14 protein-coding genes and 2 pseudogenes are annotated in these 21850 nt (G+C 68.8%); 9 read left to right on the plus strand and 7 right to left on the minus strand.

What is annotated here, in order from left to right:
- Window positions 1-9 precede the first annotated feature (9 nt).
- Window positions 10-495 (minus strand): annotated as a pseudogene (locus OG219_RS20005) (HNH endonuclease family protein); the annotation flags it as partial.
- A 123-nt stretch (window positions 496-618) separates the two neighbouring features.
- Here OG219_RS20005 and OG219_RS20010 point away from each other — a divergent pair.
- The 4 genes from OG219_RS20010 (at window position 619) to OG219_RS20025 (ending at window position 5360) form a co-directional block, all read left to right on the plus strand.
- Window positions 619-1737 (plus strand): tyrosine-type recombinase/integrase, encoded by a 1119-nt coding sequence (locus OG219_RS20010; protein ID WP_266828337.1) that lies wholly within the window; start codon window positions 619-621, stop codon window positions 1735-1737.
- A 368-nt stretch (window positions 1738-2105) separates the two neighbouring features.
- The gene (locus OG219_RS20015) at window positions 2106-3932 is read left to right on the plus strand and encodes a tyrosine-type recombinase/integrase (RefSeq protein ID WP_266828338.1); all 1827 of its coding nucleotides are present in this window, start codon (window positions 2106-2108) and stop codon (window positions 3930-3932) included.
- Window positions 3929-4528, plus strand: coding sequence for a DUF6262 family protein (locus OG219_RS20020; protein WP_266828339.1), 600 nt, complete (start codon window positions 3929-3931; stop codon window positions 4526-4528). Before OG219_RS20015 ends, OG219_RS20020 begins: the two co-directional genes overlap by 4 nt.
- A gap of 97 nt (window positions 4529-4625) precedes the next feature.
- Complete coding sequence (locus OG219_RS20025; protein WP_266828340.1) at window positions 4626-5360, plus strand: class I SAM-dependent methyltransferase; 735 nt, start codon at window positions 4626-4628, stop codon at window positions 5358-5360.
- Between the two features lie 15 nt (window positions 5361-5375).
- On the opposite strand, the gene OG219_RS20030 is transcribed toward OG219_RS20025, so the two are convergent.
- The 3 genes and pseudogenes from OG219_RS20030 to OG219_RS20040 all read right to left on the minus strand — a co-directional run bounded on the left by OG219_RS20030 (window position 5376) and on the right by OG219_RS20040 (window position 7593).
- Complete coding sequence (locus tag OG219_RS20030; RefSeq protein WP_266836158.1) at window positions 5376-6134, minus strand: HNH endonuclease family protein; 759 nt, start codon at window positions 6132-6134, stop codon at window positions 5376-5378.
- Between the two features lie 97 nt (window positions 6135-6231).
- Window positions 6232-6483 (minus strand): annotated as a pseudogene (locus OG219_RS20035) (hypothetical protein); the annotation flags it as partial.
- A 189-nt stretch (window positions 6484-6672) separates the two neighbouring features.
- Entirely contained in the window at window positions 6673-7593 is a 921-nt protein-coding gene (locus OG219_RS20040; RefSeq protein ID WP_266828342.1) for a hypothetical protein, read from the minus strand.
- Between the two features lie 105 nt (window positions 7594-7698).
- Between OG219_RS20040 and OG219_RS20045 the strand changes: the two genes are divergently transcribed.
- Window positions 7699-8364 (plus strand): TetR/AcrR family transcriptional regulator, encoded by a 666-nt coding sequence (locus OG219_RS20045; RefSeq protein ID WP_266828344.1) that lies wholly within the window; start codon window positions 7699-7701, stop codon window positions 8362-8364.
- Between the two features lie 30 nt (window positions 8365-8394).
- On the opposite strand, the gene mfd is transcribed toward OG219_RS20045, so the two are convergent.
- Window positions 8395-11925, minus strand: a complete 3531-nt coding sequence (gene mfd / locus OG219_RS20050) for a transcription-repair coupling factor (RefSeq protein ID WP_266828346.1) — start codon at window positions 11923-11925, stop codon at window positions 8395-8397.
- 747 nt (window positions 11926-12672) lie between these two features.
- On the opposite strand from mfd, the gene OG219_RS20055 reads away from it, so the two are divergent.
- The gene (locus OG219_RS20055) at window positions 12673-14043 is read left to right on the plus strand and encodes a DUF2079 domain-containing protein (RefSeq protein ID WP_266836159.1); all 1371 of its coding nucleotides are present in this window, start codon (window positions 12673-12675) and stop codon (window positions 14041-14043) included.
- 102 nt (window positions 14044-14145) lie between these two features.
- Here OG219_RS20055 and OG219_RS20060 read toward each other — a convergent pair whose 3' ends face one another.
- Window positions 14146-16725 (minus strand): ABC transporter permease, encoded by a 2580-nt coding sequence (locus OG219_RS20060; RefSeq protein ID WP_266828348.1) that lies wholly within the window; start codon window positions 16723-16725, stop codon window positions 14146-14148.
- Window positions 16722-17510: an ABC transporter ATP-binding protein gene (locus tag OG219_RS20065; RefSeq protein ID WP_266828350.1), complete on the minus strand. Its 789-nt coding sequence runs from the start codon at window positions 17508-17510 to the stop codon at window positions 16722-16724. Before OG219_RS20065 ends, OG219_RS20060 begins: the two co-directional genes overlap by 4 nt.
- A gap of 503 nt (window positions 17511-18013) precedes the next feature.
- Here OG219_RS20065 and OG219_RS20070 point away from each other — a divergent pair.
- From OG219_RS20070 to OG219_RS20080, 3 genes are all read left to right on the plus strand, one after another.
- A complete protein-coding gene (locus OG219_RS20070; protein WP_266828352.1) occupies window positions 18014-18592 on the plus strand; it encodes an IS607 family transposase in 579 nt (192 codons plus the stop codon).
- Complete coding sequence (tnpB, locus tag OG219_RS20075) at window positions 18589-20046, plus strand: IS607 family element RNA-guided endonuclease TnpB (RefSeq protein WP_266828354.1); 1458 nt, start codon at window positions 18589-18591, stop codon at window positions 20044-20046. Before OG219_RS20070 ends, tnpB begins: the two co-directional genes overlap by 4 nt.
- A 77-nt stretch (window positions 20047-20123) precedes the next feature.
- Window positions 20124-21644: an MFS transporter gene (locus OG219_RS20080; RefSeq protein ID WP_266828356.1), complete on the plus strand. Its 1521-nt coding sequence runs from the start codon at window positions 20124-20126 to the stop codon at window positions 21642-21644.
- Window positions 21645-21850 lie beyond the last annotated feature (206 nt).

Genomic DNA, 21850 nt, shown 5'->3' on the forward strand with positions numbered 1-21850 from the left:
GGTGATGCCTCAGTCCGCGTGGAAGCGTGCCGGCGCGTTCGTCGGGTTGCCGCCCGACGGGATCTTCTGGTCGGGGCAGCTGGAGAGCACCTTCTTCATCGCGGCCTTCTCGCTGCTGGTGACCCACAGCTCGTACTTCTTCTTGACGGCCACCTGGGCGGCGACATATGTGCAGCGGTACGCCTTGCTGGGCGGGAGCCAGGTCGCCGTGTCGCCGTCGCCCTTGCTGCGGTTGGTGCTCGAGTCGACGGCACGGAGGTTGAGCGGATCGTTGGCCAGCGCTATCCGCTTGCTCGCGTCCCAGTACTTGGCGCCCTTCTGCCAGGCGTCCGAGAGCGCGACGACGTGGTCTATGTCCACCAGGCTGCGGCCACGGGTGAACGTCACCTCCTTGCCGGTGTACAGATCCGGGTCGAGAACCCCGGAGGACACCTTGCAGTCGCCGTCGCTGAACTTCACGTCCTTCAGGTCCCGCTTGAGGATGTCGTCGCGGGTTATCTGCACCCTCTCCTTCTCTCCGATTCACATGAGTGACAGCCGTGTCCTCTTTCTGTGCCTCGCCGTTATCAGTCATGCCGAGAGGCACATGAGTGACATCGCAGCAAAGAGGAGGATCCAGTGGGATTACACACCGAGAAGGCCATCTCGCCCACTACCGGGGAGATCACCTGGCTACTCGTCGACGGGGACACATACCGTCCGCACTCCGAGGCCCGGGAGTTCTCTCTATATCTACGCGGCGCGGGACGCTCACCACAGACACAGCGCGCCTACATCCCTCGGATCGGGCGCTTCCTCAATTGGTGCGCGGAACAGGGGACCGACTGGAAGGCTGCCTCACTCGGGGATATGGCGCGGTTCAAGTTCCACACCGAGCAAACGCCCACGCGGCGAGGGCCGCTCCCGTCCGGCAAGACGGTCAACGCCGTACTCACCGCGGTCTGTGAGTTCCTCCGGTTCTGCGCCGTTCAGGGACACGTCGACCACGAAGTGGCCGCCCGGCTGAGCGAGCCGCGCTTCCTGGCTTCGGCACCGATCGGCTTCGACCCGGGCGAGGGCGGCCAGCACCTCATGGTCAAGGCTCGCGTGCTGAAAGCACCCGAGATCGAGATGGCACCGGCGACGCTGACCTCCTCCCAGGTGAGCCGAGTGCTGGATGCGTCCCGCACCGCCAGGGATCGGCTCCTTCTGACCGTGCTTGTGGAAGGTGGGCTGCGGATCGGTGAGGCCCTCGGGCTGCGGCGGGAGGACATGCATCTACTGCCCGACTCCACGCACCTGGGCTGCCGGACTCGTGGCGCTCATCTCCATGTCCGACCGCGCCAGGACAACGTGAACGGTGCACGGGCCAAGGCGGGCCGCCACCGAATGGTCCCGCTGGCAGAAGGGACGGTCCACCGGTATCGCGACCACCTCTCCGAGCGGGAGAAGGTGGCCGAAGCCGTTGGCTGTGACTACGTGTTCGTGAACCTCGTCGGCGAGCACGCCGGCAGGCCGATGTCGTACTCGAATGCCAAGCAGATCGTCGAGCGGATCGGGGAACGCTGCAGATTCCGCGCCCGGCCACACATGATGCGGCACACCGCAGCAACGCAGTGGATTCGCAGCGGAGTTGCACCGGACGTCGTTCAGACGCTTTTGGGTCACGCCTCATCGGCGAGTACCGCCGTCTATCTGCACGCCCAGGACGAGGACCTCCGAGCCGCTGTCGATCGTGTCTCGCCGGTGATCCGATGACGCCGGCTGCCAACTTGGCTCTGGCCCTACTGCCTCACCAGGTGGGTCCTACTTGGGCTGCCTGGCTCGCGGAACGCCTTCTCCCCGGCTGGCGAGCGGCCGAGTGGGACGGGAGCGCGCTGCTCTTCACCGCGGTTCCAGGCAATCCAGCGACCAGCGTGTTCATCTGCAGAGTGAGCGCATGCGCCACGCACGTGGCCCACAACGGCGGCCGCTGCAGTGCCTGCAGCAGGGCTCGCTGGGCTCGTGGCAACCCATCAGACTTCGACGAGACCTACGTACCTGACTCGTCACGTCGCCGCCCCAATGTCTCGGACGGGCTCCTGCCTGGCGTTTCCCAGTTCTCGCTCAACGGTGTCTCTTCGGCCGTGCGGCGGGAAATCCTGTACGGAATCCAGCAGCGCGATGCCGCCGGGATTAACCTCGTGCCCCAGCGTGTCCGTCGTGTTGTTGCCGGGCTACCGCCTGGCTTGTCATCTCTCCTGGAGCTGGACGAGAGCTTTGCCTGTGACCTCCCTGCCGCCGCCGCCGGCTTCTTGAACGGCGTTCTTCTTCATGTCCAGCGTGCTCGCCTACAGTTCGACGGCGGCGACGCCACATCAGGGGACGTCTGGCAGAGCTCTTTGGTGGGCCTCACCGCCGGCCGCGGCCGCAAGTACGCCGCTGTCCACGGCGTCATCGACTTCCGGCCCGTTCAGCAACAGTGGCTACGGGAGCTGGTCAAGGAGTACGGACGCACTGCTCGTCCCAACGTGCTGGATCTGAGGCAGACCCTGTACGCAGCCTCGATCGCGTCCACGGCGCTGGCCGACCGTCCTCACGGCGACAAGCCGGAGGAACTGTCGATATCAGATATGAGCGCAGTAGTGGACGCGTTCCGCGTGGCGAAACGCGCCGATGATCGCGACTACTCAACGAGCCACCGCCGGTCGCTCCTCCGTCTGTGGCGGACGTTCCTGGAGTACGCGCGCCAAGCCGGGATGATGGACCACGTGCCGGGCGGGTTCGCGCTCAATCCCAAGTACCACAGCATCGCTGCGATTGAGGCTTCCGAAGACGACATCGGCCGGGCCATCCCGGAGCATGTCATTGCCCAACTCGACGCCCAGATCCCCCTGCTCGGCACCTCGACCGCATACGAAAGTGGAGGCTGGACGGCCGCCGACTTCGCGCAGATGTACCGGGTGGTCTACAAGGTGCTCCGGGATACCGGGCGACGCCCGGGCGAGGTCACCAGCCTGCACCGCAGCTGCCTGGAGTGGATCGATGGCAAGCCGACTTTGATCTACGACAACCACAAGCGGCGCCGTCACGGCAGGCGACTCCCCATCAGCGAAGCGACCGCCCAGGAGATCGAGGCGTGGAAGAAGGAACTGGACCGGCTGCCGCTCGTACCGGCCTGTGAACAGTGGCTGTTCCCCTCGCCAGGCCAGCGCAATCGACCTCGACGAGGTCATCTGACCTCCCCACAGTTCTGCAACCGGATCTTCCGCGACTGGGTCGACGAACTGGTCCCAGACCTCGTGGACGAGCGCCTGGACGACAACGGCAATCCGCTCGCCTACGACCGCACCCAGATCGTCCCGTACGGCTTCCGGCACGCCTACGCCCAGCGGCATGCTGACGCCGGGACCCGACCAGATGTCCTCAAGGAGCTCATGGACCATCGTTCACTCGACGTCACCATGGGCTACTACAAGGTTTCGCTGAGCCGGAAGCAGGAGGCCGTCAGAACAGTGGCGAAACTCGCCGTCGACCGGCACGGCACCCCGCAGGGCTTCGGCGACTCGCTGACATACGAGGTCGAGAGCGTCGCGGTCCCCTACGGCGGCTGCACCGAGCCCAGCAACGTTAGAGCGGGCGGCGGGCACTGTCGTATCCGCTTCCAGTGCGCCGGCTGCGACTTCTATCGGCCAGACCCCTCCTACCTCCCCGCGTTGGAACAGCAGGTAGCCGATTTACGGGCCGACAAAGAGGCCGCCCTGGCCATGGACGCAGCTGACTGGGTCGTACGCAACTTCGACGACCAGATCAGCGCGTACTCGAAGTCGGCCGACGAGATGCGCCGCAGGCTGGAAGAGATGCCGGAGGACGAGCGGGACCGCGTGGAGGCCGCCTCCCGTGAACTGCGCAAGGCCCGCTCGGCCGCCGCGTTCATCCCCGTACAGTCGCTGACTACCCGGAGCGCCCCGTGAGCCGTACCGCCCCTTCCGACAGCGCGACGCGGGATGCGCGGGTCAGGCGGCTTCAAGCCGCCCGCACCCGAGACAGCGAGGCCAAGACGGCCCGCACCTTGAACGTTGTCCGCGACCTCCTCGCCTCCGGCCAGCGGATCAGTTGCGCCCGCGTCGCCCGCGAGGCGTCGGTGTCCACCTGGTTCGTCTACAACCAGGCCCAGGTGCGGGACGCCGTACAGGCCGCCATGCGCGAACAGCACGAACAAGGGCGCCAAGTCTCCGGGTCTGGAAGCAGACAGCCGGTCACCCCGGCCGGTCTGTACACCGAACTCGCCCTGGCCCGCGACGAGATCAAGGACCTGAAGAAGGAACGAGACCGGCTCCGGGAACGCGTCCGGCTCACTCTCGGTGCGGAGCTGGATGACGTGGACCGCCGTCAGCTGGTCGAGCGGATCCAGCAGTTGGAGCAGCGGAACACGGACCTCAATCACGAGTTGTCGGATGCCCGGGACCGGCTAACCACTCTGGAGCAGCGTCTGCAGGATTCAGAGGACGACCTCACTGCTGCTCGGGCCGGCCTCCGCCGCGCGCTGCGGGCGGTGCCCTCGAAGTGACCTCACGCAGGCCGCCTCTGCCATCTTCCCAGCTCTCCCCGGATCCGGGGAGATAAACGTGTGGACCCACCTGCACGGCTCTGGCTACCATCCGCCGGTGCTGCACGCCGAGTTCCACGACCCGCGCCTCGTGACGGTCTATGACGCTGAATGCCCGTGGTCACGAGAGGACGACTTCTTTCTGTCCGTTGTCAACGAGACTCCCGGCTCACAAGTACTCGATCTGGGCTGTGGCACAGGTCGGCTCACCCTCGGCATCGCGGCCGCAGGCCACGCGGTGACGGGAGTCGACCCGGCACGGGCGTCACTCGACGCGGCGTGTGCCAAGCCAGGCGCCGGGCGGGTCGTCTGGGTGGAGGGCACCTCGTCGAACCTGCCTGACGCGTCGTTCGGCGTGGCAGTCATGACCAGCCACGTCGCACAGTTCTTCGTCAAGGACGACGAATGGGCACGGACTCTCGCCGACCTCAGGCGCTCCCTCTTGCCGGGCGGCCGACTCTTCTTCGACACTCGCGATCCACGGGACCGCCGCTGGGAGCAGTGGAATCCGGTCGACTCTCGGCGGCGGATCACGCTGCCGGACAGCGGGGTGGTAACCGCGTGGACTGAGGTCACAGCCGTCCGGGACGGCGCTGTCAGCTTCACTCACCACTACACGTTCCCCGACGGTCAGGAACTTCTGAGCACTGCCACGCTCCGCTTTCGCGCGGAAGCGGACATCCGCTCCTCGCTCCACAACGCTGGCTTCCGCATCGAGCACATCTACGGAGGATGGAACCGGGAGCCCGCGGGCGCCGGGGACGGAGAGCTCCTGGTGATCGCTCGCGCCTGAGGCCTCAGCTCCGGGTCATCCACCGCACTGCTTCAGCATCATCTGCTTGTCCGGCGCGGTCACCGGCATCTCGTACTTGATGGCGACTTGGGCGAAACGGGCCGCGTAGGCGCACCGGATCTGCTTGTTCGGCGGAAGCCAGGAGGCAGGTCCTGAATCGCCCTTGGCCGAGTTGGTGCGGCCGTCGACCGGGATCAGATTCAGCACGTCGTTCGCAAGCTGCTTGCGCTCGCTCAGCGGCCATCGCGAGGAGCCCATCTGCCAGCTGTACGACAGCGGGACCACGTGGTCTATCTGCACCTCGGAAGCGTCCTGCTTGCGCCACTCGATGGTCTTTCCCGTGTACGGATCATGCAGCGTCATGGATATGACGACGCAGTCAGAACCGGATCGGAATTGAAGGTCCTGACCATCGCGATGGATGAGATCGTTTCGCGTGTCACAACCATTCCGCGCGAGGGGCACCCCGTCTGCCGTGTCCATCCAGGCGTAGCCGAACTTGTCCCGGTCGTAGCCGGTTTGAGGACCTCGACCCTTGGTGGAGAGGGTCTCGATGAGCTTCCGGGCAGCAGCCTTGTCCGCATCGGACGTCACAGGCGCGAGGCCAGGCTTCGTTCCGTCCGGGTTCTTCAGCGGGCTCACCGCGTGCCCGTCCGGCGCCCCTGCTCCGGCTCCCGTCGAAGGACTGCCGTCGTCGAGGCCTTCGCACCCGGCGACAAAAGCTAGGGCAGCCGCCAAGGCCGACACCCTGAGGAGAAGTGACCCCCGCACCATGCCCTTGTGCCTCACGTGCCTCTCAGACAGCACAGAGCACCCCTCCCCGTATGAACTGCGCAAATATCTCAGCAGCCCGCCGAACCATAGAGATAACGCGGGTGTCGCAGTGGTTCGAGTCCGTGTCGGCCCAGGCCGTGCCGAACTTCTCCCTGGTGTAGCCCGTCTTGGGCGCGCGCCCCTTGACGGTCAGTGAGTCCACGGCGGTGAGAGCGGCACCGCCGACCGCCGTCTCCTCCGGGCCCGCGGAACCCTCCTCGGAATCGATCTTGCAGCCGCTGACGCCGACGCTCACACCGACCACGAACAGCACCAGCGCGGACGCGGCACCCCCACCCCTCAGACGCACGACGACGCCCCTCCCTTTGCCCACCCGGGTGGCACCCTGTTCGAGCGCGTGTCCCCTGGCCTCAAGGTAGCCGCCGGGGAACCGCGGCCATACCCGCCCTCAACGGGCAAGAGATGCACGCCGGTGTATCGCTGGTGGCGAGTCACCACCTCCACCCGCGTGTACCCCCTCCCTCGCGCTTCTTGCACGTCAGACCTTGCCGATTCCCAGCGTCGTCTCCGAAGGCAGCAGACCGGAGCCGAGCACCGCGACCCAGAACTCTCCGACAAGATCCGCGAGTTGTCCCACGGCGTCCGGACCGAGCGCCTGCCAGGGAGCGGCGGCCAGTTCGTCCGTGTGCTGTTCGACCTGGCGGCGCAGTTCGCGGCCGGCGTCCGTGGCGGTGCCGTCCTCGGTCAGCAGGCCGCGCCCGACGAGCCGTTGGCGTGCGGCGGTCCACTCCTCGGGGGTCCACCCGCGGCTCTCGAAGCGCTCCACGGAGGCCGCGCCGATCGCCGCGAAGGAGACGAGGGATTCGACGGGGTCCAGGCCCGCGACGAGCAGGGCCGCGAGGTGGCCGTCCCCCCGGTGCTCGCGCAGGATCGTCGCGGCATGCCACAGCTGGAGGTGCGGAGCCTCGGGCCAAGCCAACTCCGCGTTGGCGGCGGCCAGCGGGCGGCCGGCGGTGTTCGCGGCCTCGGCGGCGCGACGGGCCAGCGCGGCGGCCTGCGCGAGTTCGGGGCTGGATATTCGGTCGCCGAATATCGCGCGGTACGCCCGGTCGACGGCCCGCTCCCGCGCCTTCAGCACCTCGTCCGGACTCGCCGTCCGCCAAGCGGAGTCCACGTGTGCGGCGACCATGCGCGGGCTGAAGCTGTAGAAGGCGGAGGTCACGCGCTCGCTCCCGACCGCCCCCAACGGCGCGGCGCGATACGGGAAGTAGCTCGGCCAGCGCTCCTCGGTGCCGTACCCGAGCGCGGCCGCCTCCTCGAAGGCCTCCGGCGCGTAGTAGAGGACGGCGTGCAGGGGCTCCAGCAGGTGCCACATCTGGCGCACCCGGCCCAGCTCGACACCCGCACCCACGTCGACACTCTCTTCCGTCCCGCTCGTCCCGCTGACCTTTCCCGACATGACTCACCCCTCGCCAGGTTCCAACCCACCCACAACTTGACACTGACAAGATTGCCCGAGCCCGCACAACTTGTCAATGCCTAGATTCCGCGTACGCTGCTGACCATGGCCCCTGCCAATACCGATGCCGACGCCAGTTCCAACGCCAGTTCCAGCGCCAGCGCCAAGACCGCTGACACCCCTGGCACCCCTGACACCTCTGGCACCCCCCGCCCCTACCACCACGGCGACCTACGCCGCGCGATCCTCAACACCGCGCTCGACGTCATCAGCGCCGACGGCCCGTCCGCACTGAGCCTGCGCGACCTGGCCCGCCGCGCGGGCGTCTCGCACGCCGCGCCGGCCCACCACTTCAAGGACCGCACCGGCCTGCTCACCGCGATCGCGGCCGAGGGTTACGAACTGCTGGCGGCCACGCTGGCGCAGGCCCCGGACCTCAAGGACGCGGGCGTCCACTACGTACGCTTCGCGCGCGAGCACCCGGCTCACTTCCAGGTGATGTTCACGCCGGAGCTGCTCCGCGCGAACGACCTGGAGCTGACCACCGCCCGGACCCTCGCGGGCGAACGCCTGCGCACCGCCGTCTCCACGGCCCCGCCGGGGGGCCGCGGCACCGACCCCCGCCTCGCCGGAGTAGCCGCCTGGTCCCTGGCCCACGGCTTCGCCACCCTGCTCCTCAGCCACAACCTGGACGACCCGGTCGGCGACCAGAATCCCGAGGAGGTCTTCCGGACGCTGACGGGGATGCTGTTCCAGCCCAAGTCACCCTGACCGGACCGGACTCACCGCTTCCCCAAGCTCCTACGACCCAAGAACCGTAGCCAAGAACTCCCCGGTCCACCCCAGCAACTCCCGCCCCACCAACGGCTTCCCCCCGACCTTCGCCGTCTTGGGACGCGGCACCAGCACCTGATGCGCGGTCGGCTTGATGACCGTGCCCGGGTACAGCCGCTTCAGTCGCAGTTCCTGGGACTCCCTCAACTCCACCGGTGCGAAGCGGATGTTGTTGCCCTGGAGGACGACCTCGCCGACTCCGCAGGCGCGGGCGAGCATCCGCAGGCCCGCGACGAGCAGCAGGTTCTCCACCGGCTCCGGCAACTTGCCGTAGCGGTCGACGAGTTCCTCGCGTACGGCCTTGACGTCCTCCTCCGTGTTGGCGGAGGCGATGGCGCGGTAGGCCTGGAGGCGGAGCCGTTCGCCGGGCGCGTAGTCGTGCGGGACGTGGGCGTCGACCGGGAGTTCGATCTTGACCTCCAGGGGCAGTTCCTCCTCGACGGCGCCTTCCAGGGAGGCCCGATAGTCGGCGACCGCCTCGCCCACCATGCGTACGTAGAGGTCGAAGCCGACGCCCGCGATGTGGCCGGACTGCTCGCCGCCGAGCAGGTTTCCCGCGCCGCGGATCTCCAGGTCCTTCATGGCGACGTACATGCCCGCACCCATCTCGGTGTGCTGGGCGATGGTCGCGAGGCGCTCGTGCGCGGTCTCGGTCAGCGGCTTCTCCGGCGGGTACAGGAAGTACGCGTAACCGCGCTCGCGGCCTCGGCCGACGCGCCCCCGCAGCTGGTGCAGTTGCGAGAGGCCGAAGTTGTCGCCGCGCTCCACGATGAGCGTGTTGGCGTTGGAGATGTCGATGCCCGATTCGACGATCGTCGTCGAGACGAGCACGTCGAACTTGTTCTCCCAGAAGTCGACGACCACCTGTTCCAGGGACTGCTCCGACATCTGGCCGTGGGCGGTGGCGATGCGCGCCTCCGGGACGATCTCCCGCAACCTGGCCGCCGCGCGGTCGATGGACTCGACCCGGTTGTGGATGTAGAAGACCTGGCCCTCGCGCAGCAGTTCGCGGCGGATCGCGGCGCCGATCTGCTTCTCCTCGTACGGGCCGACGAAGGTGAGGACCGGGTGCCGCTCCTCCGGCGGGGTGGTGATCGTCGACATCTCGCGGATGCCCGTCACCGCCATCTCCAGGGTTCGCGGGATCGGGGTCGCCGACATCGTCAGCACATCCACGTTCGCGCGCAGCTTCTTCAGCTGCTCCTTGTGCTCGACGCCGAACCGCTGCTCCTCGTCGACGATGACCAGGCCCAGGTCCTTGAACTTGGTCTCCGCGGAGAAGAGCCGGTGGGTGCCGATGACGAGGTCCACCGAGCCCTCGCGCAGGCCCTCCAGGACCGCCTTCGCCTCCGTGTCCGTCTGGAAGCGGGACAACGCCCGTACGTTCACCGGGAATTGGGAGTAGCGCTCGGAGAAGGTCCCGAAGTGCTGCTGCACCAGCAGGGTGGTGGGCACGAGGACCGCGACCTGCTTGCCGTCCTGGACGGCCTTGAAGGCGGCGCGGACGGCGATCTCCGTCTTGCCGTAGCCGACGTCGCCGCAGACCAGACGGTCCATCGGGACCGTCTTCTCCATGTCGTCCTTGACCTCGGCGATGGTGGTGAGCTGGTCGGGCGTCTCCGCGTACGGGAAGGCGTCCTCCAGCTCGCGCTGCCACGGGGTGTCGGGTCCGAAGGCGTGCCCGGGAGCGGCCATACGCGCCGAGTACAGCTTGATGAGGTCGGCCGCGATCTCCTTGACGGCCTTCTTCGCCCGCGCCTTGGTCTTCGTCCAGTCCGCGCCGCCGAGCCGGTGCAGGGTGGGGGCCTCTCCGCCCACGTACTTGGTGATCTGTTCCAGCTGATCCGTCGGAATGTAGAGACGGTCGCCGGGCTGGCCGCGCTTGGCGGGGGCGTACTCGACGACCAGGTACTCGCGGGTGGCGCCCTGGACGGTGCGCTGCACCATCTCGATGTAGCGGCCGACACCGTGCTGCTCGTGGACGATGTAGTCGCCGGTCTCCAGGGTCAGCGGGTCGATGGTCTTGCGGCGGCGGGCCGGCATCCGGGCGCCGTCCTTGCCGGCCGCCTTCTGGCCGGAGAGGTCGGTCTCCGTGAGGACGGCGAGCTTGAGGGCCGGTTCGATGAAGCCGTAGTCGATCGAGCCGCAGGCGACCTGCACCACCCCGGGCGTCAGCTCCGCCAGTTCCGCGTCGAGGCGGGCCGCGATGCCCTCCCCGCCCAGAACCTCGACGGTACGGGCGGCGGGACCGTGCGCCTCGGTGACGTACACCGTGTGCCAGCCGTCGGCCAGCCAGCCCTTGGTGTCGGCCAGCGCCCTGGCGGTGTCGCCGCGATAGGTCTCGGGGGCGTGCATGCCGAGCTTCAGCGTGTCGGCGTCCAGCTCGTCGTCCGCCGCGAAGGGCGAGACCGACCACCACATCATGTCCAGCTCGCGCGCCCGGTCCCGTACGTCCGCGATGGACCACAGGGATGCCGCGTCGACGTCGATGGGTGCCTCGCCGCCGCCCGCGGTCGCCGCCCAGGACGCCTGGAGGAACTCCTGCGAGGTCGCCACCAGGTCCGAGGCCCGCGTCCGCACCCGCTCCGGATCGCACACCACGGCCATCGAGCCCTCGGGCAGGACGTCGATCAGCAGCTCCATCTCATCGACCAGAACCGGAGCCAGCGATTCCATTCCCTCTACGGCGATACCCTCGGCGATCTTGCCGAGCAGCTCGCCCAGCTCCGGGTGCTCCTCCGCCAGCCGCGCGGCCCGCTCCCGTACGTCGTCCGTGAGCAGCAGTTCACGGCAGGGCGCGGCCCACAGCCCGTGCTCGGCGACCTCCAGCGAACGCTGGTCGGCGACCTTGAAGTAACGGATCTCCTCGACGTCGTCGCCCCAGAACTCCACCCGGAGGGGGTGCTCCTCGGTGGGCGGGAAGACGTCGAGGATGCCGCCGCGGACCGCGAACTCGCCGCGCCTCTCGACGAGTTCGACCCGGGAGTACGCGGCTGCCGCGAGCGCTTCGACGATCTCGCCGAGGTCGGCACTCTGCCCCGTGCGCAGGGCGACGGGCTCCAGGTCGCCGAGGCCCTTGACCTGCGGCTGGAGTACGGAGCGGATGGGGGCGACGACGACGGAGACCGGGCCGGTCTCCGGGTCGTCGGGTCGCGGATGCGCCAGGCGGCGCAGCACGGCCAGGCGGCGGCCCACCGTGTCGGACCTCGGGGAAAGCCGCTCGTGCGGGAGCGTCTCCCACGACGGGTACTCCACGATTCCCTCGGACGGGAGGAGGGAGCGCAGCGCGGCGGCCAGGTCCTCGGCCTCGCGGCCAGTCGCCGTCACCGCCAGTACGGGCCGGCCGGCCTCGCGGGCCAGCGCGGCCACCGCGAAGGGGCGGGCGGCGGGCGGGCCGACCAGGTCGATGTGCATCCGGTTGCCGTCGGCGGCGGCCTTCACCGCTTCCTTGAGGGCGGTGTCCTTGACGACGGCGTCGAGCAGACCGTGCAGGCTCATGAAGGAGTTCCATCCCGGGGAGTGGGCAACGCGAACCGCCCGACACGTGTTCCGGGCCGGGGGCCTCCAGCGTACGTCGACGCTGCGCTCGCCGTCGGGTGCAATAGGTCTCCGGGGCTCGACCCCGGTCCTCCCTCACCTTGACCCCCGTCCTGGCCCTGCCCTCCCCCAGGCCCGCGCCCTGGCCCTGGCCTCACCCTGGGCCCCGCCCGAAACGCACCCGGCACCGCTGTGGGCGTCTCCGGGGGCTCCGCCCCCAGACCCCCGTTCGCCCGAAGGGCTCGTCCTCAAACGCCGGACGGGCTGGAGATACCTGACCCGGGCTGAAAAGCGCAGCCCCCACGGGTGGGCGGGGGATCGGGACGGCACCGCCCCGCCCACCGGACGCCGGACGGGCTGAAAGATCTCTCCCCGGAGCTGAAAAATGGGGCCACGGGTAGGCCGGAGATCGGGACGGGTCCGGAGCTGGAAGAGATGCGACCCGCAGCCGCCCACCGGCGGAAGGGGACGTGCCGGAACGTCCGCCCGCAGCGGCTGGCGCGTCAACACCGGCACGTTGGTAAGCAACCCATTCCGCGCCAGACCGAGGACGGATGCTCCGGCACGGCCCCGACCCACCCACCGCGCGCAAGGCGCACACATCCCCGATGCATATGCTCACCCCGCCGACGCCCCCGACGCCCGCCGCCCAAGGACCCGCACGTGCCCGCACCCCTCACCGAGACCCCGCCCGACCACGCCCCCTGGATACCCTCGCCGGTCACGCCCACCCGTGACCGGCGCCCCCGCGACCCGTACCTCCTGGCAGCCGTGCTGTTCACGGCGTACGCGGCGCTCTCGGTCTGCCGCTACCGGCATCTCGCCACCCGTTCCTGGGACCTCGGCATCTTCGAGCAGGCCGTCCGTGCGTACGCCCACCTCCAGGCTCCCGTCGCCGATCTCAAGGGCCCGGGTTTCAACATCCTCGGCGACCACTTCAGCCCGGTCATCGCGCTGCTCGCACCCGCGTACCGCCTCTTCCCCACCCCCGTCACCCTCCTCGTGGCGCAGGCCGCGCTGTTCGCGCTGTCCGCCGTGCCGGTCACCCGGGCGGCGGCGGGGCTCCTGGGCCGTGCCCGGGGTCTCGCGCTCGGGGTGGCGTACGGGCTGTCCTGGGGGATCCAGGGTGCGGTGGACTTCGACTTCCACGAGATCTGCTTCGCGGTCCCGCTGATCGCCTACTCCCTGGAGGCCGTCCTCGCACACCGCCGGCGCCGGGCCCTGCTGTGGGCGCTTCCGCTGGTGCTGGTCAAGGAGGATCTCGGGCTGACGCTGGCCGCGATCGCCCTGGTGGTCGCGCTGCGAGCCCGGCGCGATTCCCCCCGGGCGGCGCTGTACGCACTCGCCGTAGCCGCCTTCGGCGCACTGGCCGCCGTACTCACCTTCACCGTACTGATCCCGGCCTTCAACACCACCGACAGCTACGAATACTGGGACAAGGTCGGCGGTGGCCCCTTGACCGGCATCGGCACCAAACTCCACACCCTCGCCTGGCTGCTGATCCCCACCACCGGCCTCCTCGCCCTGCGCTCCCCGCTCCTCCTCGTCGCCGCGCCGACCCTCACCTGGCGCTTCCTGTCCTCCGACGAGCACTACTGGGGCACGGACTGGCACTACAGCGCGGTCCTGATGCCGGTGCTCTCCCTCGCCCTCGCCGACGCACTCGCCCGCACCCGTTACAGCCCCCGCCCGTGGCTGCGCTCGTACGCCCTCCACCTCCCGGCCGCCTCCGTCGCGGCCGCCCTCGCACTGACGACCACGCTCCCCCTGTCCGCGCTGACCGAGCCCGACGCCTATCGCAAGCCCGCGCGGGTGAGTGCCGTGGAACGGATGCTGGCACTGATCCCGGACGGGGCGAGCGTCGAGGCGAACACCGGCCCGGGCAGCCGGCTCACCTCGCGCTGCCGGGTCTTCTGGGTCGGCCGCACCGACGGGATCGCGCCGGACTTCATCGCCCTCGACAACAGGTCGGGCTGGGTCAAGGACGTCCAGGCGTACGCCCGTCAGCTGCACCCGCGCGCCGAGTACGAGGTGACGGGCGCCGCCTACGGATACGTACTCCTAAAGCGGCGGACGTAACAAGGCGGACGAAACGCTTGCGGACACGACCGCGGGCCCGGTGGCCGGAGGACATCTCCTCCGGCCACCGGGCCCGTTCCCCGCGACCCCCGTACGCGGTGGCTATTCGGTGGCGATCGCGTTCAGGACGTTCATCCGGCCCGCCCGGAAGGCCGGGACCAGGGCGGCGAAGAGGCCCACGAACGCGGAGCCGATGAAGACGGAGATGATGGTCGGCCAGGGGATCTCAAGGATCTTCAGGCCTTCCAGAGCCAGCAGCTTCTGGGCGGTCGCACCCCAGCCCATGCCCAGACCGAGGCCGAGGAGGGCGCCGAAGAGGGCGATGACGACCGACTCCAGTCGGATCATGCGGCGCAGCTGGCGGCGGGAGAGGCCGATGGCGCGCATCAGGCCGATCTCACGGGTCCGCTCCACCACCGACAGGGCCAGGGTGTTCACGACGCCCAGGACCGCGACGATGATCGCCAGGGCCAGCAGCCCGTAGATGATGTTGAGGAGCTGGCTGATCTGGTCCTTCATCGCCTCCTTGTAGTCGGTCTGGTCGCGGACCGTGTACTGCGGATAGTCGTGCAGCGCCGACTTGAGGGACTTGTAGGCGGCCGCTTCCTGGCCGTCCTTCGCCGAGGCGAAGACCATCTCGTCGAGGGGCATCTTGTCGGCGGGGACGTACTTGGCGAGCGTGTCGATCGACGTGTACATCGCACCCGCGTCGATGACGACGTCGCTGCTGGTGATCGCACGGACCGTGAGCTGGGCCTCGGAGCCGTCCTCGAAGTCGACGCCGATCCTGGACCCGAGCTTGATGCCGTGGTCCTTGGCGAAGGTCTCGTGGACGGACATCGAGTTGGGCTTGTAGGCGTCCGCGAGGTTACCGGCGACCGTCTTGGTGGCCAGGTCCTCCGCGTACGACGGATCGGCCGCGGTGATCGCCGTGCCCTTGAGGGTCTCGCCGTCGGGGGTGGTGAAGTCACCCTTGGTCCACTTGTACTCGGTGACCCCCTCAAGCCCCTTCGTCGCCTTGACGGCCTGCACAGCCTGCGGGGTGACCAGCTGGCCGCTGTCGGACTGGATGATGAAGTCCGTGCCGACGGTCTTGTCGAGCTGATCCGTGGCGGAGGCGACCATCGAGGAGCTGACCACGGAGAGGCAGGCGACCAGCGCGAGGCCGATCATCAGGGCCGCTCCGGTGGCACCGGTGCGGCGCGGGTTGCGCAGCGCGTTGCGCTCGGCCATCCGCCCGACCGGGCCGAAGGCACGCAGCACCACCACACTGAGCACGCGGACCACGATGCCCGCGAGCAGCGGGCCGATGATGACGAACCCGATGAGGGTCAGCACCACACCGGCACCGAGGACGAGCGAGCCCTCGCTCGCCTTGTCGGCCGTCGACGCCGCGTAGAGCGCGGCGGCTCCGGCACCGGTGAGGACCAGACCGATCAGACCGCGTACGAGGCCTGCCTTGCCGTCCGCCGGCGTACCGGCGTCGCGCAGCGCGGCCATCGGCGAGACCTTCCCGGCCCGCCGGGCGGGTACGTACGCCGCGAACACCGTGACCAGCACGCCGAGCAGCAGCCCGGCCACCGGGGTCGTCCAGGCGACGGTCAGGTCGGACGTCGACAGCTTCATGCCCATGGAGCCCATGAGCTTCATCAGCCCGACGGCGATGCCGACGCCCGCGCCGACCCCGAGTACCGAGCCGAAGAAGCCGAGCAGCAGCGACTCGACGAGCACCGACAGGTTGACCTGCCTGCGGGAGGAGCCGATGGCACGCATCAGGCCGATCTCGCGGGTGCGCTGGGCGACCAGCATCGAGAAGGTGTTGATGATCAGGAAGATGCCGACGAGGAAGGCGATCCCGGCGAAGCCGAGCATCGCGTACTTCATCACGCTCATGAAGCTCTCGACGTCCTTGGCGTTGGCGTCCGAGAGTTCCTTGGCGGTCTGCACCTGGTAGCCGCCGCCGAGTTCGGCCACGACGTTCTGCTTCAGCTGGGCGTCGGTGATACCGGAGGCCGCGGTGACGTTGACGTTCGTGTACACGTCGGACTGCCCGACCAGGGTCTGCTGGGCGGTCTTCGTGTCCAGGTAGAAGATCGCGGCACCGGGGTTGGTGACGGTGAAGTCGGCGATCCCGGAGATCTTCGCGAGGTGGGTGCCCACCGCGCTGATGACGCCGATCTCGTCACCCAGCTTCAGGTGGTGCTTGTCGGCGGTGTCGGCGTCGACCATGACCTGGTCCGCGCCCTTGGGCGCCGCACCGGAGGTGATCTTCATGGTGCGGGCGTCGTTGCTGTTCCAGCTGCCGACGATGGTCGGTGCGCCGCTGGAGGGCGACAGGCTGTCCTTGTCGGCGTCGACGACGGTCACCGAGGTCGAGAAGACGGTGCCCTCGGCCGACTTCACACCGCCGGCCTTCTTCACCTCACCGAGCACGGAGGCGGGTATGACCGGCGGCCTGCCGTTGTCGGACTGGGTCTCGCCGGTGTCCGAGGCGTCCTTGGCACTGACCGTCACATCGGAGGAGGTCGCCGCGAACAGCTTGTCGAACGTCGTGTTCATCGTGTCGGTGAAGACGAGCGTGCCGCAGACGAACGCCACCGACAGCATGACCGCCACGGCCGACAGGGCCATTCGCCCCTTGTGCGCGAAGAAGTTGCGCCTGGAGGTCTTCATGACAGTCATGACGTACGCCCCCGGGCGTCGAAGTCCTTCATGCGGTCCAGGACCTGATCGGCCGTCGGCTGGTGCATCTCGTCGACGATCCGGCCGTCCGCGAGATACAGCACGCGGTCCGAGTACGAGGCCGCCACCGGGTCGTGCGTGACGATCACGATGGTCTGGCCGAGCTCGTCCACGGAGCGGCGCAGGAAGCCCAGCACCTCGGCGCCCGCACGGGAGTCCAGGTTTCCGGTCGGCTCGTCACCGAAGATGATCTCGGGGCGGGCGGCCAACGCCCGTGCCACGGCGACGCGTTGCTGCTGGCCGCCGGAGAGCTGGTTCGGCCGGTGCTTGAGGCGGTCGGCGAGCCCGACGGTCTCGACGACCTGGGCCAGCCAGCCCTTGTCGGGCTTGCGCCCGGCGATGTCCATCGGCAGCGTGATGTTCTCGATCGCGTTGAGCGTCGGCAGCAGGTTGAACGCCTGGAAGATGAACCCGATCCGGTCCCGGCGCAGCTGCGTGAGCTTCTTGTCCTTGAGGCCGGTGATCTCGGTCTCGTCGAGGTGGATCTGGCCGCTCGACACGGTGTCGAGCCCGGCGAGGCAGTGCATCAGCGTGGACTTGCCGGACCCCGAGGGGCCCATGATCGCGGTGAACCTGCCCCGCGCGATGTCCACGTCGACCTGGTCCAGGGCGACGACGCGGGTCTCTCCGGACCCGTACGCCTTCACGACCTGCCGCGCCCGTGCGGCAACGGCCGTACGCCCTCCAGTGCCCCCGTGCCTGGGAATGGTTACAGCCGAAGTCACGGTAAGTCTCCTAAGTCGGTCAGCGGGTGAATCGCCTGAAGTGCTTCATGGATGAGTCTGCTTGCGGGAGGGGGTCCGGCGCGCTGGTGCCCGGCCCCGTCTTCTGCGGGGGAAAACCCCACCCTCCGAGGTGCGGTCACCGCCCTCAGCGGTGCGGGTCCGCCGTCCCCAGCCGTGCGGGTCCGCCGTCCTCCGCGGTGCCGTCGCACCGCCCTCAACGGCGTAAAGCCAGGTTAAGGACGCACCCCGCCCCGTCTCGTCCTCCGCCGGTACGACCCCTCCCCGAGCCCTGGTACGGAGGTACCCCTAGGGGCCGTCCACCCTTCGGTGGAGTTGTTCTCAGGGGCGTCTCCACCTCCGGACCCGGCTCAGCGTCCACCCTGCCGCGACGTGAGGGTCAAGCGCGGGAGTGACCTCCGACAGATGGATGCAGGAGGAGATTGAACAACAGTTCCCATTTGTTTCAATGGATATCCAGTATCTTCAGTGAATATCTTGGTGTCGTGAAGCTCTCCGAGTGGGCGGCACGCAATGGCGTGCACTACCAGACCGCGTGGACCTGGGCGAAAGAGGGCCGTATGCCGGTCCCGGTCGTCCAGACGCCGTCCGGTACATGGCTCGTGTCCGAGCCCGCCCCGCAAGCCGCCGGGCGGGTCGTGGCGTACTGCCGCGTCTCGTCCGGTGACCAGAAAGCAGAACTGGAGCGCCAGGTCGCCCGGACCGTGCAGGGCGCAACGGCCCAGGGCCTCGCGGTCGTCGGCGTGGTGACGGAGGTCGGCTCCAGCGTGGACGGGCGCCGCCGCAAGCTGCACCGCCTGCTCGCCGACCCGGGTGTGGGAACGATCGTGGTCGAGCACCGGGACCGCCTCGCCCGGTTCGGCGTCGAGCACCTCGAAGCGGCTCTCTCGGCCACCGGACGGCGCCTGGTCGTCCTCGACCCGGCAGAAACCACCGACGACCTCGCAGGGGACATCACCGAGGTTCTGACCTCGATGTGCGCCCGTCTGTACGGCCGCCGCTCCGCGAAGAACCGCGCCGCCCGGGCCGTCGCCGCCGTGACCGGTCCGGAGGTGGCCGGGTGAAGAAGTTCACGCCGCGGCCGGGCTTCACCGTCCTCGCGCACAAGCTCGCACTGGACCCGAACGCCACGGCTGAGGGCCGCCTGCACTCGCACGCAGGTGCCGCACGGGCCGCGTACAACTGGGCAGTTGCGTACGTCACCGCCGTGTGGTGGCAGCGCAGGGCCGAGGAGTCGTACGGCATCTGCGAGGACGAGCTGACGCCGTGGCGGTCGTGGTCGCTGCCCTCGCTGCGGAAGGCGTTCAACGAGGACAAACGCACCGCCCCGCGCTTCGCCGGCTGGTGGGAGGAGAACTCCAAGGAGGCATACAACACCGGCCTGGCAAACGCGTCGACGGCGTTCGACAACTACGCGAAGTCGAAGAGCGGTAAGCGCAAAGGCCCAAAGATGGGCGTCCCCCGCTTCAAGTCGAAGCGAAAAGCACGTCTGACCTGCCGGTTCACCACCGGAACGATCCGTATCGAGCCTGACGGACGGCACATCGCCCTGCCCAGGATCGGCACGGTCCGCCTCCACGAGGACGTGTCCCGCCTGCGGTCCCTCATCGAGGCCGGGCACATACGCATCCTGTCCGCGACCGTACGTCTGGACCGGGGCCGCTGGTTCGTGTCGCTCCAGACCGAGGAGAAGCACCAGCTGGTGAAGGTCGCCCGCCCGGAGGCGGCGGTCGGTATCGACCTCGGCATCAAGACGCTGGCCGTCTACGCGGACAGCGATGGTGTGCTCAGCGAGGAGCCCAACCCATGCCACCTCGACCGCGCGCAGAAACAACTGCGCTGCGCCAGCCGGGTCGTCTCCCGCCGCCAAGGCCCCGACCGGCGTACCGGGCAACAGGCGTCGAAGCGCTGGGAGAAGGCCAACCAGGCACGGAACAAGATCCATCACCGGGTCGCGAACCTCCGCGAGGACACCCTCCACAAGATGACGACCCGCCTCGCCTGCGAGTACGGCACGATCGTCGTCGAAGACCTCAACGTCGCCGGCATGGGCCGCAACCGCCGCCTGTCCCGCCGGATCGCGGATGCCGCGTTCGGCGAGATCCGACGCCAGCTCACCTACAAGACCCGTCGGCACAGCACGCGACTCGTCGTCGCCGACCGCTGGTTCCCCTCCTCGAAGACCTGCTCACGCTGCGGTGCGGTGAAAGCCAAACTGCCCCTCAGCACGCGCGTCTTCGAGTGCGACAACTGCGGCCTCGTCCTGGACCGGGACGCTAACGCCGGACACAACCTGGCCGCTCTCGCGGCCCGCACGACAGGTACCGGAGTGGCCGGAGACCTGGACAACGCCAAGGCGGAGTCGAAGCCCCGTGGAGCCGACCGCAAGACCCGCACCACCTGCCCGCGCCGCAAGGCCCAGGCGGGGCGGGCAGGTGGCGCAATCCCCAGCCCCCGGGCCGGGAAGGAAACGGGAGACCGTCAACAAGCCACCAGGGCTCAACTCACACTCTGGTGACACCGTTACGGACCATTCTGGTGGAAACACCGGGATTACTGAGATCACTTGATGATCAAAGCAACGGAAGGAATCCAGTGGGCCGTACCCGACCTGCGATACGCGACGCCGCTCAGCAGCCCGGTTCCGGTACCGGTACCGACAGACGCGGCGCCGTCGTCGCCGCCCTCATGCTCTCCATGGCGCTGGTCGCCCTCGACTCCACCATCGTGGCGACGGCCGTACCGCAGATCGTCGGGGACCTGGGCGGCTTCTCGGTCTTCTCCTGGCTGTTCTCGGGCTATCTGCTGGCCGTGACCGTCACGCTCCCCGTCTACGGCAAGCTCTCCGACACCTTCGGCCGCAAGCCGGTGCTGATCGCGGGCTCCGTCCTCTTCCTCGTCGGCTCGCTGCTCTGCGCCACCGCCTGGAACATGGCCGCGCTCATCGCCTTCCGCGTCGTCCAGGGCCTGGGCGGCGGCGCCCTCCAGGGCACGGTGCAGACACTCGCCGCCGACCTCTACCCGCTCGAACAACGCCCCAAGATCCAGGCCAAGCTGTCCACGGTCTGGGCCACCTCGGCGGTCGCGGGCCCGGCGCTCGGCGGGGTACTCGCCGCGTACGCCGACTGGCGCTGGATCTTCCTCATCAACCTGCCGATCGGCGCGGTCGCCCTCTGGCTGCTGATCCGCCACCTCCACGAGCCCCAGCGCGAACGGAAGACCACCGAGCGCCCCCGCATCGACTGGGCCGGCGCCCTCACGGTCTTCGCCTGCGGCGGCGTACTCCTGACGGCCCTCGTCCAGGGAGGGGTGGCCTGGCCATGGCTCTCGCCACCATCAATGGGCTTGTTCGGTACGGGACTTGCCCTGATCGCCGCTCTGGTCCTCATCGAACGCCGGGCTGCCGAACCGATCATCCCCGGCTGGGTCTGGCGCCGCCGCACGATCGCCGCCGTGAACCTGGCACTCGGCGCGCTGGGCCTCCTGATGGTCGCCCCGACGGTCTTCCTCCCGACGTACGCACAGTCGGTGCTCGGCCTCGCCCCGATCACCGCCGGATTCGTGCTCTCCGTATGGACGTTGAGCTGGCCGGTCTCGGCGGCCCTCAGCCAGCACGTCTACCGTCGCATCGGCTTCCGCAACACGGCGATGCTCGGCATCGGCACGGCCACGCTGATCCTGTTCGCCTTCCCCTTCCTCCCGTACCCCGGCGAGGCCTGGCAGCCGACGCTCCTGATGCTCCTGCTCGGCGGCGCGCTCGGTCTCTTCCAACTCCCGCTGCTCGTCGGCGTCCAGTCGACCGTCGGCTGGTCCGAGCGCGGCACGGCCACCGCGTCCGTACTCTTCTGCCGCCAGACCGGCCAGACGATCGGCGCCGCACTCTTCGGCGCGGTCGCCAACGGGGTACTGGCCGCCCGGCTCGGCGGCGCGGGCGACCTGGACTCGGTGACGAAGTCCCTGGACTCGGGAACCCCTGACGAGCACGTACGCCGAGCGGTCGCGGAGGCCGTCCACTCCGTCTACTTCGGCGCGGCATCCGCGGCCGGACTCGCCTTCCTGGTCCTGCTGTTGGTGGCACCGCGCCGCTTCCCTGTGAAGAAGGGCCCGGAGGACTGAGGCACCCGGAGGACTGAGGCATCCGGAGTACTGAGGGACCGGCATGCTCATGCCGTGGAGACGTCATTGGCATGGGGCCGTAACACTCCTGTTGGAGGCTCGTGGAGCACCTTCCGGCTCACCAGCAACTCACCCCCCACGTGGCCGGGTTCGATCGGACGCAGCCCCCAGCCCAGGCAGGTCGCGGGCCGAGGGCCGCGGGTGAG

Origin of the sequence: Streptomyces sp. NBC_00038 (assembly GCF_026343635.1) — a bacterium.
Taxonomy (GTDB): domain Bacteria; phylum Actinomycetota; class Actinomycetes; order Streptomycetales; family Streptomycetaceae; genus Streptomyces.

What these genes read in the sequence shown, in the direction of transcription:
- OG219_RS20030 (WP_266836158.1), bottom strand. Translation starts at nt 6,134, where the DNA reads ATGGTGCGGGGGTCACTTCTCCTCAGGGTGTCGGCCTTGGCGGCTGCC.
- OG219_RS20040 (WP_266828342.1), bottom strand. Translation starts at nt 7,593, where the DNA reads ATGTCGGGAAAGGTCAGCGGGACGAGCGGGACGGAAGAGAGTGTCGAC.
- OG219_RS20045 (WP_266828344.1), top strand. Translation starts at nt 7,699, where the DNA reads ATGGCCCCTGCCAATACCGATGCCGACGCCAGTTCCAACGCCAGTTCC.
- mfd (WP_266828346.1), bottom strand. Translation starts at nt 11,925, where the DNA reads ATGAGCCTGCACGGTCTGCTCGACGCCGTCGTCAAGGACACCGCCCTC.
- OG219_RS20060 (WP_266828348.1), bottom strand. Translation starts at nt 16,725, where the DNA reads ATGACTGTCATGAAGACCTCCAGGCGCAACTTCTTCGCGCACAAGGGG.